At 69.2% G+C, this 14,135-nt stretch carries 16 protein-coding genes; 3 read left to right on the plus strand and 13 right to left on the minus strand.

What is annotated here, in order from left to right:
* Nucleotides 1–154: 154 nt before the first annotated feature.
* On the minus strand, nt 155–505 hold the full coding sequence (locus G369_RS0104425; RefSeq protein ID WP_019652771.1) for a hypothetical protein: 351 nt from the start codon (nt 503–505) through the stop codon (nt 155–157).
* 141 nt (nt 506–646) lie between these two features.
* A complete protein-coding gene (locus G369_RS0104430; protein ID WP_019652772.1) occupies nt 647–1,594 on the minus strand; it encodes an adenylate/guanylate cyclase domain-containing protein in 948 nt (315 codons plus the stop codon).
* Between the two features lie 340 nt (nt 1,595–1,934).
* Between G369_RS0104430 and G369_RS0104435 the strand changes: the two genes are divergently transcribed.
* On the plus strand, nt 1,935–2,270 hold the full coding sequence (locus tag G369_RS0104435) for a hypothetical protein (protein WP_019652773.1): 336 nt from the start codon (nt 1,935–1,937) through the stop codon (nt 2,268–2,270).
* A 61-nt stretch (nt 2,271–2,331) separates the two neighbouring features.
* Here G369_RS0104435 and G369_RS0104440 read toward each other — a convergent pair whose 3' ends face one another.
* The 8 genes from G369_RS0104440 to G369_RS0104475 form a co-directional block, all read right to left on the minus strand.
* The gene (locus tag G369_RS0104440; protein WP_019652774.1) at nt 2,332–3,300 is read right to left on the minus strand and encodes an LD-carboxypeptidase; all 969 of its coding nucleotides are present in this window, start codon (nt 3,298–3,300) and stop codon (nt 2,332–2,334) included.
* Nucleotides 3,297–4,415, minus strand: a complete 1,119-nt coding sequence (gene tadA / locus G369_RS0104445) for a tRNA adenosine(34) deaminase TadA (RefSeq protein WP_051127530.1) — start codon at nt 4,413–4,415, stop codon at nt 3,297–3,299. The genes G369_RS0104440 and tadA overlap by 4 nt, the downstream gene beginning before the upstream one ends.
* A complete protein-coding gene (locus tag G369_RS0104450; RefSeq protein ID WP_019652776.1) occupies nt 4,405–4,629 on the minus strand; it encodes a hypothetical protein in 225 nt (74 codons plus the stop codon). The genes tadA and G369_RS0104450 overlap by 11 nt, the downstream gene beginning before the upstream one ends.
* A gap of 1 nt (nt 4,630) precedes the next feature.
* The gene (locus G369_RS0104455; protein ID WP_019652777.1) at nt 4,631–5,275 is read right to left on the minus strand and encodes an FMN-binding negative transcriptional regulator; all 645 of its coding nucleotides are present in this window, start codon (nt 5,273–5,275) and stop codon (nt 4,631–4,633) included.
* 53 nt (nt 5,276–5,328) lie between these two features.
* Nucleotides 5,329–6,027: an ankyrin repeat domain-containing protein gene (locus G369_RS0104460; RefSeq protein WP_019652778.1), complete on the minus strand. Its 699-nt coding sequence runs from the start codon at nt 6,025–6,027 to the stop codon at nt 5,329–5,331.
* Complete coding sequence (locus G369_RS0104465; protein WP_019652779.1) at nt 6,027–6,539, minus strand: GlcG/HbpS family heme-binding protein; 513 nt, start codon at nt 6,537–6,539, stop codon at nt 6,027–6,029. Before G369_RS0104465 ends, G369_RS0104460 begins: the two co-directional genes overlap by 1 nt.
* Nucleotides 6,540–6,657: 118 nt before the next feature.
* On the minus strand, nt 6,658–7,302 hold the full coding sequence (locus tag G369_RS0104470; protein ID WP_019652780.1) for a response regulator transcription factor: 645 nt from the start codon (nt 7,300–7,302) through the stop codon (nt 6,658–6,660).
* A gap of 14 nt (nt 7,303–7,316) precedes the next feature.
* Nucleotides 7,317–8,807, minus strand: a complete 1,491-nt coding sequence (locus tag G369_RS0104475; RefSeq protein ID WP_019652781.1) for a sensor histidine kinase — start codon at nt 8,805–8,807, stop codon at nt 7,317–7,319.
* A 63-nt stretch (nt 8,808–8,870) separates the two neighbouring features.
* Between G369_RS0104475 and G369_RS0104480 the strand changes: the two genes are divergently transcribed.
* Entirely contained in the window at nt 8,871–9,950 is a 1,080-nt protein-coding gene (locus G369_RS0104480; RefSeq protein WP_019652782.1) for a DUF72 domain-containing protein, read from the plus strand.
* 12 nt (nt 9,951–9,962) lie between these two features.
* On the opposite strand, the gene G369_RS0104485 is transcribed toward G369_RS0104480, so the two are convergent.
* On the minus strand, nt 9,963–10,457 hold the full coding sequence (locus G369_RS0104485) for a RidA family protein (protein ID WP_019652783.1): 495 nt from the start codon (nt 10,455–10,457) through the stop codon (nt 9,963–9,965).
* A 101-nt stretch (nt 10,458–10,558) separates the two neighbouring features.
* A complete protein-coding gene (locus tag G369_RS0104490) occupies nt 10,559–11,014 on the minus strand; it encodes a 2'-5' RNA ligase family protein (RefSeq protein ID WP_240649836.1) in 456 nt (151 codons plus the stop codon).
* A gap of 340 nt (nt 11,015–11,354) precedes the next feature.
* Here G369_RS0104490 and G369_RS0104495 point away from each other — a divergent pair, with 340 nt between their 5' ends.
* Nucleotides 11,355–11,969, plus strand: a complete 615-nt coding sequence (locus G369_RS0104495; protein ID WP_019652785.1) for an outer membrane beta-barrel protein — start codon at nt 11,355–11,357, stop codon at nt 11,967–11,969.
* 28 nt (nt 11,970–11,997) lie between these two features.
* Here the strand turns inward: G369_RS0104495 and G369_RS0104500 are convergent, their stop codons facing one another.
* Entirely contained in the window at nt 11,998–13,980 is a 1,983-nt protein-coding gene (locus tag G369_RS0104500) for a YadA family autotransporter adhesin (RefSeq protein ID WP_167333958.1), read from the minus strand.
* Between the last annotated feature and the right edge of the window lie 155 nt (nt 13,981–14,135).

Here is a 14,135-nt window from a genome sequence, read left to right on the forward strand (position 1 = left end):
CATGCCCTGCGCAAAAACGGCAGGACAGGTGTCCAGGAGCGGTCAGGTCGCCACAAAAATGTGTAGCAATGTGACTTTTTAGTCACTCCTTGAAACAAAATTGGCATGCCAGAGGGCATGCCAGCGCTTCAGAAAGGATTCAGCAGGAGGCGCTTCAGTCGCGCTCGTCGTCCCAGCCGTTCGGCGGGCGGTAGGGATAGCCGGGCCCGTAGTAGATGCGTCCTGGAGGCGGCGTGTAGACCGGTGCGGGGCGGTAGTACACAGGAGGCGGTGGCCGGTAGTACACCGGCGGGGGCGGTTCGTAATAGATCGGCGCCGGATAGGGGTACACCGGCGGCGGAGCGTAGTACGGCGCCGGATAGCCGCCGACCACGTAGCCGGGGGTGCCGATCTGCACCGACCAGCTTCCGCGCGCATCGGCGGCTCCCGCCGCCAGCAGCGCACCGAAGGCGACGGCACCGATGGCCGCCAGCTTGAAAACAGAAGATTGCGATTTGAGGTTCACAGTGGCTCCAGGCCTGAGGGGCGGACACGCCCGAATGGATACGCAACGCCCGATACGTGCGCGCGGTGCACCCGGTCTCGGCCAGGCATCCTAGCCAAATGTCGGCACCGCGGGCAGTGACGCTGCAGCGCAGGTCGACGCTCAGCGTGCGATTTCGCGGCGCGACAGCAGCACGTCGCCGCTGCTCGTGTTGAAGGCGATGGTCGGCGCGCTGAAATCGCTCAGGGGCGCGCCCAGGCCGATCTCGCCCCGGCCATGCAGCACGCACTCCTCGCGCCGCAGCGCTATCTCGGTGCTGGGCCCGTCGTTGCCGTGGAAGCGCACCCAGGTGCCGTAGGTGCTGACGTCGATCAGAACGCAGCTGCCGTGCCGCAACTCGATGCGGGCGTGAAGCCGCGAGACGCGCGGGTCCTTCACCACGAACTGCGCGTCGTCGACGCGGCCCAAATGGATCGGGAGCTCCTCGGTGCGGAACATGGAGCGCACGTCGAGCCACGCGAGCTCGATCTGGCCGAAGGAGGAATCGGGCATCCGCAGAGGCGCGAGCGCGGCCGGCACGGTGAGGAAGGACGTCACGTCCTCCTGCCAGTCGATGCGGTGCACCACCGACATCTCGCTGCGCCCGCGGATGTTGATCAGGCCCAGGTCGCGATGCTGCACGGAGCCTTCGCGCAGCTGTGAAATCACGGCGGCCGTCACCCAGATCTGGCCGGGCCCCGCGAGGTCGCTCAATCGCGAGGCGAGGTTCACGGCATCGCCATAGCAGTCGCCCTCCACCTCCACCACCTCGCCGCTGGCCACCCCGATCTGCAGCGCCATGCGCAGGGGTGCCGGCCATGCGAGCAGCCGCTTCTGGTGATAGCGCTGCAGCTCGATGACGGCATGCGTGGCCGCCGCCCCGCTGGAGAAGATCGCGAAGACGCCGTCGCCGAGCGACTTCACCACGCGGCCGCCATGCGCCTGGCACACGCCGCCGATCCACTGCGTCAGACGGGTCACGGTTTCCGTGGCGCGCGCGTTGCCCATCGCCTCGAAGACCCTCGTGCTTCCCGTCAAATCAGCGAACACGACTGTGGAATTGACACCCATACCGTTTTGATTCTCGATTTCTGTCGATCGTTGTAAATGCCCGGGCCCCTCGCACCCCGGTCCCGCCACCTTTGCGGACATTCCATCTCCATCCGTTCCTATACGCACGAAATGGATCGATGGCTTCAGTATTCAGCAAGTGTCGGTGGCAGCGAGACGGGCATAAAAGGAGTCACGCTCAATTTGTAGTACTTTGGAAAACAAAATTCAACGGCCAGCGAAAACGATAAGTAAAGCGTGTTGTTTGCAAACAAGAAACATCGTTTCACATCTTGTGGAATGGTTAACTCAGGCTTAAGGTAGCGTCCGTTCCCGCTTTCGGCGCCACAACGCCCGTCCCATGTTCTTTCGCCGTCTTCTTCGTTTGCTGAACGTACCCGGCTCCGGATCGCACCGAGCGACGGAGAGCCAGCTGGGGCGCATCCGTACCGCGATGCTTTCGGCGCTCCAGGGCCATGGCGGTCACTCGGTCCAGCGGGTGAGCCAGCGCGTGCGGTTTGCCGCCGACGTCGAGGCGCTGTGGTACCTGCGGCAGGACGTCATGATCGCGCTGAGCGCCATCGACGGTGAAACCGCCGCGCGCCGCCAGATGAAAGCGATCAATAGCATGTTCAAGGGCGGACTGCCTGGCTCGATGGGGCCGCGAACGCATCAGCGCTTCACCAAAAACAATTGAATCTGAAACGGCCCCTCGGGGCCGTTTTTATTTTTAACGTTTTATTCCCTTTGTGTCTCAATCAGTGGGGGTGATCATGGTCATGTCCATGGTGATCGTCATGGCCATGTGCGTCCCTGTGGCCCCAAACGAGAAAAATATCACGCCCCTCTGCGGCCATCGACACCTTCGCCCCCACCGGCAATAAAACTTTTGTTTGAACGTGCCCGAATGGCAGGCCAGCCAGCACCGGCACCTTCAGCGACGCGCGCAGCCGGTCGATCACCGTGTTCAGTCCGAACCCGCGGTCGTAACCCGGCACCTTGCGGATGCCCGTGAATTGCCCGAACACGACGGCACGCTGGCGCGCGAGCACGCCGGCCATCTTCAGTTGATCGAGCATGCGTTCGATGCGGTAAGGGTGCTCGTTGACGTCCTCGATGAAGAGCACGCCCTTGTCCACCGCCGGGAAGTACGGCGTGCCGAGCAGGCTGGTGAGCACGCAGAGGTTGCCGCCCCACAGGACCGCATCCTGCACGGGCTTGAACTCGAGGTCGACGTCTCGCGCCGGCATGCGCCATCCGGTGCCTTCGCCCTGCCCCGTGATCAGGTCGTCGAAGCAGGCCTCCATGATGTCGTCGGGGCCGGCCTCGGCGCCGAAGTCTTCTCCGACCGCAGGACCCGACCAGGTCACCGCGCCGGTCTTCGTCAGCAGCGCGTTCTGCAGCGCGGTGAAGTCGCTGCAGCCGACGAACTCGGTGCCCTTCTCGATCGCCTTGGCCAGGGCCTTGTAGGGAATGGCGTCGAGGATGCGCGTGAGGCCGTAGCCGCCGCGCGCGATGAGCGCCACGTCGGCGCCGCTGGCAGCCGCGCGCGAGATCGCCGCGAGCCGCGTGGCGTCGTCGCCCGCGAAGCGCTGGTGCACCGAGAGTGCCGCATCGTCGACCTCGACTTCATGGCCCAGAGCCTTGAGCCGCTTCACGCCGCGCCGGAAAGCGGCCTTGTCGCGGACCGCGCTGGAGGGAGAGTAGATGTAGATGTGTTTGGTCACGCGTTCGAGTATCCCATTGCGTTTCTCAGCTGCAGCGCGAGCGCCGCCGCCTGCTCCGGCGTCGGCCCCGAGGCCTTGGAGACAGGGCCGAGCGCGCGCAGCGCTGCCTCGAACCCCCTGTCGGGAAAGGGCGCGCGCCATGCATCATCGGCGCGCTCATGCCCGTCGGGCGCGACGAGCACCACCGCGAACCGACCGGGCGCTGCCGCCTGCAGGAGCGCGGCGAGTCCGGAGGCCGCCCGGCTGTGGACGAGCGCCAGCGCCGACGCATCGGGCCGCACGCGGTCCAGCCATTCGAGCAGCACGTCGCGATGCCACTCCAGGCGATGCGCTGCCTCGCGCTTGGGCTTGTCGCTCTTGCCGAAGCCGATCAGGTCGGGCACCAGCGTGCGCAGGCCCGTCGCGCCCACCAGGTGCCTGAAGAGATAGCCCCATTCGCCCGGACCATGCAGGCAGAGGCAGCAAGCCGGATCGTCACCGGCGCCTTCGTCGACATAGTGCATGCGCCAGCCCTGAAGGCTCGGCAGGTCCTGCACGTAGTGCGGTGCGAAGTCGTAGCCGGCGAGCGCATCGAAGCGTGCGGGCGGCGTGCGCAGCGCGTCGTCGCGCAAGGGCTCGGCCTGTGCGCGCGCGGCGCTGCGCCGCTGCTGGAAGAAAGCCTGCAGCACCTCGGCGCACTCCTGGGCCAGCACCCCACCCTGCACCAGCGTGCGGTGGTTCAGACGAGGCTCTGCGAAAAGATCGAGCACCGAGCCGGCAGCACCGGTCTTCGGATCGGCTGCGCCGTAAACCACGCGGGCAAGCCGCGAATGCAGCATCGCTCCCGAACACATCGCGCAGGGCTCGAGCGTCACGAACAGCTCGCAGCCGTCGAGCCGGTAGTTGCCCAGCGCCAGGGCTCCTGCGCGCAGTGCATTGATCTCGGCATGCGCGCTGGGGTCGTGCTGCGCGACCGGCGTGTTGCGCCCTGTCGCGATCAGCCGGCCGTCCTGCACGAGCACCGCGCCCACCGGCACTTCGCCGGCTTCGGCCGCAAGGCGCGCCTCGGCGAGCGCGAGCGCCATCCAGTGCGCGTCGTCGTGCATCTCCTGGGAGTGGATCGCCTCAGTTGTCATCCGGCATCTGGCGCGTCTTGACGGCGGCGTCCAGCGCTTCCTTGACCTGTTGCTGCACCTGCTGCGGGTTCGCAGCCGCGCCGCCGACAGCGGGCGCCTCGACGCCGGGCACCGCCGGCCGCGCGGAAGAGGCCACACTGCTCAGCTGCTTCTTCGCGACCAGCCCGACGATCGCCAGCACGAGCACGAGTCCGATCAGACCGAGTCCCCGCACCTCAGCCGCCCTCCGCGACCGGCGCCCCGGCCGTCATGCCCAGGCGCCCCATCCATGCCGCCAGCGCCTGCTCGTCGGGCGTGCCCGCGCTGTAGACGGCATGCATCGCGGCATGCGATTCGCGGCGATGCTGATTGAGCTTGATCTTGCCTTGCAGCGCCGTCACCCGCAGCTCGAAGCCCACGATGCCGGCAAGCATCTTGAGCTGGAACTCCTCGCCGAGGTCGCGCCATTGCTGCGCGTAGGCGGGCTCGTGGTCATGGATGAGCTTCTTGAGCAGCACATCCTTTTCGGCGGGCTCCTCGATCAGCCGCGCCTCGACGGTGCAGTGAACCGCCAGGTAGTTCCAGGTCGGCACGCGCGCGAGATCGGGGTAGACGGAAGGAGAGAGATAGGAGTGCGGCCCGAGGAAGGTGGCCACCGCCCGAGGCCTGGCCTGCAGGTAACGCCAGTGCGGATTGGGCTTGGCGCAATGGCCCCACAGCACCAGCTCGTCGCCCGCTCGCTGCTCGGCGACCAGCGGCAGGTGCGTGACGTACGGCAGGCCGTCGTCGTCGTTCGAGATCAGGCTCGCAAAGGGATGCGAACGCATCAACTCCAGCGCGATGGCCGGGTCCTTCGCATTGAACTGCGGGGGCATGTACATGGGGCGATTTCCTCCTGGCGCCTCGTGGCGAGGCCCCATTCTCCCCGAGCTGCCTACTTTGCGCGCGGTGTCTCCAGCAGCTTGGCCATCGCGGTGTAGCCGCGCGCCTCCGCCAGCTGCAGCGGCGTGTTGCCCTGGCGGTCGGTGAGCTTGAGGTCGGCGCCTGCCTCGACCAATGCGGCCAGCGTGCGCTGGTGGCGCGGGCCGCCGTCACCGAGCACGATGGATTCGATCACCGCCGTCCAGTGCAGGTTGTTGACGTGGTCCAGCGGGGCGCCCGCGGCGATGAGCCTGCGCACCACCTCGTCGTGGCCGAGGTGCGCGGCTGCAATGAGGGCGGTGCCGTCGTAGCGGCTCGTGGTCTGCCCGGCCTTGGCGCCAAGCGAGAGCAGCACCGAGAGCGTGGCCGCATCGTCGGCCACGGCGGCGATGGTGACGGCGTCGTAGCGGTCGTCCTCCAGCAGGTCAAGGTCGGCGCCGGCCTTGGCCAGCAGCCTGATCGCCTCGCGCTGCCGGGCGAAGGTGGCGACGTGCAGCAGCGTGCGCCCGCGCGAATCGCGCGCATCGAGGTTCGCACCCGAGGCGATCAGCGACTTCAGCTTCTGCAGGTCGCCGTGCCAGGCGGCCTGGTGCAGCCCCTCGAAAGCCAGCACCTCGGCAGCCAGCGGCGGCACCTGGGCAGGCGCACCGGCCGGCACGCCCAGCCCGAGCGCAACCGCCAGCAGGCCCGGCCAGATACCGCGCGCGGTCATCAGAGCTGGCCCTTGACCTTCTCGAGCGCTGCGTTGGCGCACTGCTCGTCGAGGTGGCCGCCGGGCGCGCCGCCCACACCGACCGCGCCGATCACCTCATTGCCCGATTTGACCGGCACGCCGCCGCCCAGCAGCAGGAAGCCCGGCAGGTACACCAGGTTGGCGGCGCCAGGGTTCTTCTGCGCGCCTTCCATCATGGCCTGCGTGGGGCTCTTGGCCGAAGCCGAGGTCCACGCCTTGCGCTCGCTCGATGCCAATGTGTGCGGGCCGGCGTTGTCGGCGCGCTGCACGGCACGCACGGTGCCGGCGCGGTCGACCACGGTGGCGGCCACGTTGTAGCCGTTGGCGGCGCAGGCGGCCACGGCTTCGGCGGCGATCTGGTTGGCCAGGGCGAGCGAGATGTTCTTCTCGGTGCGCACGGCCGGCGCGGGCGCCTGGGCCTGGGCCTGCACCTGGGCGACGGAGGCTGCGAGCAGGACGGCGACGCCGCCGAGGCGGAAGATGGATTGCATTGTTCGTTATCTCCAGTGGATTCGGGTTGTTGCGCCGGCCCTTGCCGACGGCTGTGCCACTGTAGAAAACGCTGTCCGCGCTTGCCATTCGTACGGCTACGCCCGGCGCTCCGTAGTTCTACGGAGCGCCCTCCCCGTCCACCAGCACCGCATAGCGCCGGATCAGCTGCGCGAGCGAATCGCAGTCGAGCTTGGCGAACAGGTTGGCACGGTGCGTCTCGACCGTGCGCGGCGACAGCGCGAGCGTGCGCGCGATCTCCTTGTTGGTGAGCCCCTGCACGATGAAGGCCAGCACCTCGCGCTCGCGCTCCGACAGCTGCGCCACACGCTCGCGCGCGGCGTTGTCGGCCTGCGAGCGCTCGCGCGAGCGCACATGCTGGCGCACCGCCTGCTGCAGCGCCTCGAGCAGTTGCTCGTCGTCCACCGGCTTCTCGAGGAACTCCGCCGCGCCGGCCTTGAAGGCGCGGCGGCACATCTCGACGGTGCCGTGGCCCGTCAGCATGATCACCGGCTGGTCGACGCCCTGCGCCACCAGCCGGTCGAGCACGGTGAGCCCGCTGATGCCGGGCATGCGCACGTCCAGCACGATGGCGCCGACGCTGGCGCGGTCGAAGCCGTCGATGAAGGCCTGCGGGTCGGCCCACGCCTGCACGCGCAGGCCGACCGTGCCGATCAGCAGCGAGAGGCCGTCGCGCACCGCCTGGTCGTCGTCGATCAGGTGGATGAGCGGGGATTGCGGCGGATGGATGCTTGTAGTGTTCACGGCGAGGAAGACGACTACGGCGACGATGGCGGATCGGCCAGCGGCAGCAGCAAGGTGAAGCACGCGCCGCGCGGCGAGGCATTGGCGGCGCTCAGGCTGCCGCCCATGCCGCTGGCCAGCGTCTCGCTGAGGCTCAGGCCGAGGCCAAGCCCGCCCTCGCGCGTGCTGAAGAAGGGTTCGAAGAGACGCGGCAGCGCCTCGGGGGCGATGCCGCGGCCGTTGTCGGTCACGGTCAGGACGCCTTCCTGTCCCTTGCGATCGACGGACAACACCAGCCGCCGCTCGGCCGCCGGCACCAGGTCGAGTGCCTGCAGCGCGTTCATCAGCAGGTTGTGCACGATCTGCTCGAGCGCCACGTCCTCGGCCTGCACGCGCACCGGCGCCTGTGCCGATGCATCGAACTGTGCGGCGACGCCGCGCTTCGCGAACTCGGGCGCCAGCAGGTGCATGGCGCTGCGCACCACATCCTGCAGCACCAGCGGCTTCGTCTCGCTGCCGGCGCCCGGACGTTCGATCACTCGGCGCAGCCGGCCCACCACGCCTGCCGCGCTGCGCGCCTGCTCTGCCGCGCGCCCCATCGCGTCGCGTGCCGTGTCCAGATCGGGCGGATCGTCGTCGAGCAGCCGGCGGGCGGCCTGGGTGTTGGCCAGCACTGCCGTGAGCGGCTGGTTGAGTTCGTGCGCAAGGCCTGCGGAAAGCTCGCCAAGCGCATTGAGCCGCGCGACCTGCCCGAGCCGCAGCAGTTCCTCGGCCCGGCGGCGCGCCACGCGCTGGCGCTGGGCGGTCCACAGGCCTGCGAGCAGCAGCGCCATCGCGGCGGCCCAGCCGGCGATGCCGCGCCAGGGCAGCTCGCCCCAAACCACCTGCCTCTCGGCAACCAGATCGAAAGGCTGGCTCGGAGACGCGAGCGCCTTGGTCAGGCCGAAGCGCCATCCGTTCGTGCTCGGCGAGATCACGCCGGGCTGCAGCACCAGTTGCTGGCCGTCGCGCTGCAGGCTCAGCCGCACGGGGCTGCGCTGCGGATTCATCGGCCAGTCGCGCCAGGGCACGGAGCCGGCCAGGTCGATGTCGAGCGCGTAGCTGAAAGGCGTGGCGCCGATGACCAGCGTGTAGCGGCCATGGGCCAGGTCGAGCGTGGCCAGCTCGGCGCGCTGGAGGCTGCGCGAGCGCGCCTCGGCAGCTTCCAGTGCGCCGGCGCGCGCGCTGTCGGGCCAGGGCTGGTCGCGGTCGCGCCGCTGCACGCGCAGGATCGAGGAGTAGACGGAAGGCAGGCGCTGCTCGGGATGGTCCGCGCCCGTGCTGGGCTCCAGCAGCGCTAGCGTGGCCAGCACGGCGTCGTACTGCACCATCTGCTGGCTCATGAGGCGGTGCGCGATGCGCACGTCGGTCTCGAAGTCCTGCTGCATCTGCGCAAGTTCGGCACGCGCGATCCATACGGCGCCCACGGCGGTGAGCGCCAGCCAGGCCAGCCACCATCCGCCTTGCGTACGCAACCACTGTTTCATGGCGCGGATTGTGCCCGGCGCGGCCAGGCGGCTTTCCTCTTGGCCGAAAATGCGGCACCAGCCATGGCCGACGTACAGGACTCCCTCTTTCCAGACCTCCCGCGCCCCGAAGAAGCGCCTTCGGCCGCGCCACCGCCGCCCGCCGAAGCAGCCGCCGCGAAGAAGAAGCCGCCGCGCACCGCGACGGTCGAGCCCGCGCCGGCCGATCCGGAACTGGTCGAGCTGGCCGCCGCGCTGCCTCCCAACCTGCGCCTGGGCACCTCGTCGTGGAGCTACCCCGGCTGGGCCAACCTGGTGTGGGACGGCGAATACGCCGAGACCGTGCTTTCCAAGAACGGCCTCTCCGCGCTGGCGAAGCACCCGCTGTTTCGCACCGTGAGCGTGGACCGCAACTTCTACCGCGCCCTCACCGCCAGCCAATACGCGCGCTACGCCGCCATGGTGCCGGACGACTTCCGCTTCATGGTGAAGGCGCCCAGCCTGGTCACCGATGCCACGGTGCGCGACGAAAGCGGGCGCGGCATGCAGGCCAACCCGGTGTTCCTCAGCAGCGAGATCGCACGGCAGGACTTCGTGCTGCCCGCGCTCGAAGGCCTGGGCCATCGCATCGGCGTGCTGGTATTCCAGCTGAGCCCGATACCCGGGCACCTCCTGGCCGACCAGCCCGCGCTGCTGGCGCGCATCGCGGCGATGCTCGAATCGCTGCCCGACATCACATCGACCGCGCCCGACGCGGTGATCGCCGTCGAGGTGCGCGACCCTCAGCTGCTGAACCCCGCCTTCGCCGACATGCTGCGCAGCGTGCGCGCGACCTTCTGCATGGGCCTGCACGCCAAGATGCCGCCCATCGAAGACCAGCTGCCGATGCTGCGCGCCATGTGGCCCGGCCCGCTGGTGTGCCGCTGGAACCTGCACCGCCGGCACGGCCGCTTCGGGTACGAAGACGCGGAAAAGCTCTACGGCCCCTTCGACAAGATCGTCGACCCCGATCCGGAAACCCGCGCTGCGCTCGCCAAGGTGATCGCGGGCACCACCCGTGCGGGCCAGAACGCGTTCGTCACCGTGAGCAACAACGCCGAGGGCTGCGCGCCGCTGACGATCGCGCAGCTGGCGCGCGATGTCCTGGCCCTCGCACCGCGATAGCCTTCCCGCCGGCTAGCCGATGTTCTGCTTGGCAGCGACGGTCATCTCCACCTCGACCGTCGCGTTCTTCGGCAGCGCGTAGACACCGACCGCCGTGCGCACGTGCACGCCGGCCTCGCCGAACACGCGGTGCAGCAGGTCGGAGGCGGCATCGGCCACTTCGCTCTGCTGCGTGAAGTCGGCGGTGCACTGCACGAACACGCCGACGCGCAGCACCTTTTCCACCGCATCGAGCGAGCCTAGCGCGCGCCGCAGCAGCGCGAGGCTGCGCAGTGCGCAGATCTGCGCGCCCTCGCGGGCTTTGTCCAGCGACACCGCATCGCCGACGCGGCCCGTGACCACCACCGTGGTGCCCACGCGCGGCACCTGGCCGCTGAGATGGATGGTGCGGCCGTCGCGCACCAGCGGCACGTAGTGGCCGCCGGCAATGATCTCGCCGTCGAAGCTGTGGCCGATCTCGGCGGCGATCTGGTCGGCGATCTGGTCGCGGGTCATTTCTGCTGTCATGTCTGTTCCGTGAAAGGGAGTGCCATTGTCCTCAGCGCCTGCACGGCGAAACAGATACAGAAGGAGCCTATGCGAGGCAGAACAGAATGCCGGGGCCCATTTCAGGCCACCTCGGGCCATCGGCCCAGCACCTCGTGCACGCCCTCGCCCACGTGGCTGTCGATCAGCACCAGCGAGCCAGCCGACCATCGCACCGGCGCTTCGATCGCATGCCTTTCGAGCTTGCGCCGCGCATAGGCCAGCGTCATGTGCGGCGTGAAGGAGCGCGCAGGCTTCAGGCCCGCGTCGGCCAGCGCCTCGCCCAGGCGCTGGCGGAAGGCCTTGAGCGAGCGGACGCCGTCCTCGTCGTCGGCGCACAGCGCGAGCGCACCCTTGGCGAAGCTCATCGCCTTCTCGAAGACGATGTCGAAGGCAGGCGGCGGCACGGATGCGGCGGCCTTCGAGGCCAGCACGACCTTGTCGGCCGGCACCTCCTCGTAGTCGCCCAGGTCGAAGAGCGTGACGTGCAGACGGTGCGCCGCCACCAGTGTTCCCTTGAGTGCGTGCTGCGAGTTCATGCGTTCGCCGAGCTCGGCGATCGAGGCGGCCTCCTGCGGGGCCGGAAGAATTGCGAAAAAGAGAGAGTGCCCGGGTGCCGCCTTGCTGCGACGCACCTTGCTGCGCGGGCGTGGCAGGGGTTTGGGCGGAGGCTCGATACCGGGAAGAAGAAGCTGATCTGACATGCCTTGATCATCGCCCATGGCACGCGCCCTTCATCAGCGCTTCAGCAAGCGCCAAGCACTCCTTCAGGTTGCGTTTCGAGAATCGTCGCGAGCCGGTGGCACCGCATCTGTCGATGCGCCGGAGCCACCTGCCGACCGATCTCGATCAACCAACCATCCGAACAGGAAACTCATCTTGAAGACCAGAACGCAAGCCTGCACCGTCCTCGCGGCAGCCCTCCTCCTCGGCACCGCCTCCATGGCCGCCAGCGCCGCGGGGCCGGGCCAGGACGCCGGCATCTACGTGGGCGGCGCCGTCGGCCGCTCGAGCTACAGCCTCTCGTCTTCCAACCGTGTGCCCGTGCCGTGGGGCGGCGAAAAAAGCAGCCGGAGCGGCACGGCCTACAAGCTGTACGGCGGCTATCGCTTCACCGAGACCTTCGGCGTCGAGGCGGGCTACGCGCGCCTTGGCCGCGTAAGCCAGTGGAGCTCGAACGGCGCCTATTCGCGCCTGCAGTCGGGCACGGGCCAGGTCTTCTACGCGGCAGCCACCGCCCGGCTGCCGCTGGGCGAATCGTTCGCGCTCAACGGCCGACTCGGCGTCGCGCGCGGCCGCATCTCCGGCGACAACAACTGGGCGCTGCCCAGCCAGCGCATCTCGGGCAGCTCGACCGGCCTGATGGCCGGCTTCGGCGCCGAATACCGCATGACGCAGAACCTGTCGATCACCGCCGACTACGACTACTTCGGCAAGCTGTCGAAGCAGGCGAAGGGCGGCATGGTGACGGTGGGCCTGAAGGCGAACTTCTGAGCATGGGCCTGCTGCATCGGCGCACCGGCTACCACTGGTAGCCGGCCTGCATCCTTGCGCCGACCTGCGCGCCGGAGCCGGTGGCAACGGAAAGCCCTCCGCCCACCTGCCAGTGGTCGTCGAGCTGGTAGGCAAAGCCCACGCCGAGCGCGCTCTGGCCCGCATAGTGGGCTGCCGCGGCGCCGACCCAGCGATGGCCGGCCTGCAGCATCGGCACCGAAGGCATCGCCATTGCCTGGGCGACGCCGCGCGCCGCGAAGTCGCGCACCCCCTGCACCTGCGCGCCGAGCTGCGCGTTCGCACGCTCCAGCTGCGAGAGGTTGACCGCATCGGTGGGCAGGGTGCCGGGTGCCACGTTGACGATCTGGCGCGGCGCCGCCGCACTGCCCATGCTCACCGTGGAAGGACGGTCGGCCACCGAGCCCTGCCCCAGCGCCACCGAATCGGGCGCCAGGGCCCGGGCGTTCGCGCCCAACGCCACCGCATTGACACCGCTGGCCAGCGAGGCCGCACCGATGGCCGTGGTCGGATCGGCCAGCGCCCGCGCGCCATCACCGATGGCGAGCGAGCCCGCGTGGAGCGCCTGCGCGTCGCGGCCGATGGCCTGTGCGCCGTCGCCCTGCGCCGAGGCGCCGATGCCCACTGCGACGGCACCCATGCCGCTGGCGCTGGCCGCCGCCTGCCCGGGAATCGAGCAGCGCAAGGCCCCGCCGCTCACGGTGCACACGCCGAGCTGGCCATTCACCACCGCCTGCAGTTGCACCGACTGCTCCTGGATCTGCGTCGTGTGCTTCTGCAGCTGCTGGGTCATGTCGATCACCTGCGTGCTCTGGTTCGTCGCGAGGGTCAGGGCCTGCTCGGCGGTGGTGCGCACGCCGTACAGCTGCGCTCCGTTGACGGCATCGGTCGAGGTGGCGCTGACGTCTCCGGCAACGACGCCGCTGATGCGCCCGGCATTGACGATGCCTGCCCCGCGGTTGTCGATGCCGCCCTGCGTGACAAGTTGGCCGCCCACCGTCGCGTTTCCACCGACGGACAAGGTGCCGGCACTGACCTGGCCGCTGGCTTCGATGCCCGCGACATTGGTCAGCGTGCGCTGGTTGCCCGGGGAACCGAAGGACACCACGTTGCTGCGCCCCCCGTCGTTGCTCTGGGCGCCGATGGCCACCGAGTTCTGCCCGCTGGCGGTGCTCAGCATGCCCAGAGCCAGGGAACGCACGCCACTGGCCCACGCACTGCGGCCCAGCGCAAGGGCTCCGTCGGCGCTGGCCAGGCTGGCATAGCCCAGCGCCGTCGCACCGTCGCCGGACGCGCGCGAGGCCGAACCCAGTGCCACGCTGCCGTAGCCGCCCGCGTCGCTGTCGGCTCCGACAGCGGTGCTGCGCTCGTCGCGCGCCTTGCTGTTGACGCCGAAGGCGCTGGAGCGCACGCCGCTCGCCTGGCTGTCGTTGCCCACCGCGACCGCGCGCTCCTCGCTGGCAGCGCTGTCCGCACCGATCGAGACCGCCTCCACGGCCGAGGCCGCGCTGCGGTAGCCCAGCGCGACCGACGATTCCCCGCTCGCCTTGGCGACATTGCCCACGGCGAGAGCCGAGCCCGCGCTCGCTTCCGTGAATGAGCCGATCGCGGTGGCCGAATTCGCGCTCGCGTTGCTGCGCAGGCCGATCGCGGTCGCGCCATTGCCCGCGGCCTGCGCCCGGATGCCGTAGGCCGACGCATTGCTTCCGTAGGCCGTCGCCGAGCGCCCGATGGCCGTATTGCCTGAAGTGAGGTCGATCCCGGCCTGCGACTCGGCACCGCCGGCGATATTGCTCTGGCAGTCGGCCTGCACCACGTCGCGCGCCGTGCTGAACCCGGAATACGCGCCCTCGTCGCGGCTGCTGTAGAGCGTGCCGCCCGGGCACACGTTGGGATTGAGCACCTGCGCCTGAACGGCGGGCACCGCACAGATGCCCAGGGCGCAGAGCAACCGCACTGCCGGCATCAGGCGCTGTGATGGATGGGGTTTCATGGTCTGTTCTCCTCGCTCTTGCGGCCCTGGAGGCCGCCCGGGCGATGCTGCCGGTGCAACGCGTCGGGCCCGTACCATGCTTTGTGGTAGCCTGCGGCGCCCCGGCCGACGGCCCCGCCCGGCCCGCCCTCCGATCGCGACCCGCGTGCCATGCC

Source organism: Variovorax atrisoli 110B, assembly GCF_000382045.1.
GTDB lineage: Bacteria > Pseudomonadota > Gammaproteobacteria > Burkholderiales > Burkholderiaceae_C > Variovorax > Variovorax atrisoli.

Excerpts from the sequence above, each read along its gene's own strand:
- G369_RS0104430 (WP_019652772.1), bottom strand. The coding sequence starts at position 1,594 with ATGGGTGTCAATTCCACAGTCGTGTTCGCTGATTTGACGGGAAGCACG.
- G369_RS0104435 (WP_019652773.1), top strand. The coding sequence starts at position 1,935 with ATGTTCTTTCGCCGTCTTCTTCGTTTGCTGAACGTACCCGGCTCCGGA.
- tadA (WP_051127530.1), bottom strand. The coding sequence starts at position 4,415 with ATGACAACTGAGGCGATCCACTCCCAGGAGATGCACGACGACGCGCAC.
- G369_RS0104455 (WP_019652777.1), bottom strand. The coding sequence starts at position 5,275 with ATGTACATGCCCCCGCAGTTCAATGCGAAGGACCCGGCCATCGCGCTG.
- G369_RS0104460 (WP_019652778.1), bottom strand. The coding sequence starts at position 6,027 with ATGACCGCGCGCGGTATCTGGCCGGGCCTGCTGGCGGTTGCGCTCGGG.
- G369_RS0104465 (WP_019652779.1), bottom strand. The coding sequence starts at position 6,539 with ATGCAATCCATCTTCCGCCTCGGCGGCGTCGCCGTCCTGCTCGCAGCC.
- G369_RS0104475 (WP_019652781.1), bottom strand. The coding sequence starts at position 8,807 with ATGAAACAGTGGTTGCGTACGCAAGGCGGATGGTGGCTGGCCTGGCTG.
- G369_RS0104480 (WP_019652782.1), top strand. The coding sequence starts at position 8,871 with ATGGCCGACGTACAGGACTCCCTCTTTCCAGACCTCCCGCGCCCCGAA.
- G369_RS0104485 (WP_019652783.1), bottom strand. The coding sequence starts at position 10,457 with ATGACAGCAGAAATGACCCGCGACCAGATCGCCGACCAGATCGCCGCC.
- G369_RS0104490 (WP_240649836.1), bottom strand. The coding sequence starts at position 11,014 with ATGAACTCGCAGCACGCACTCAAGGGAACACTGGTGGCGGCGCACCGT.
- G369_RS0104500 (WP_167333958.1), bottom strand. The coding sequence starts at position 13,980 with ATGAAACCCCATCCATCACAGCGCCTGATGCCGGCAGTGCGGTTGCTC.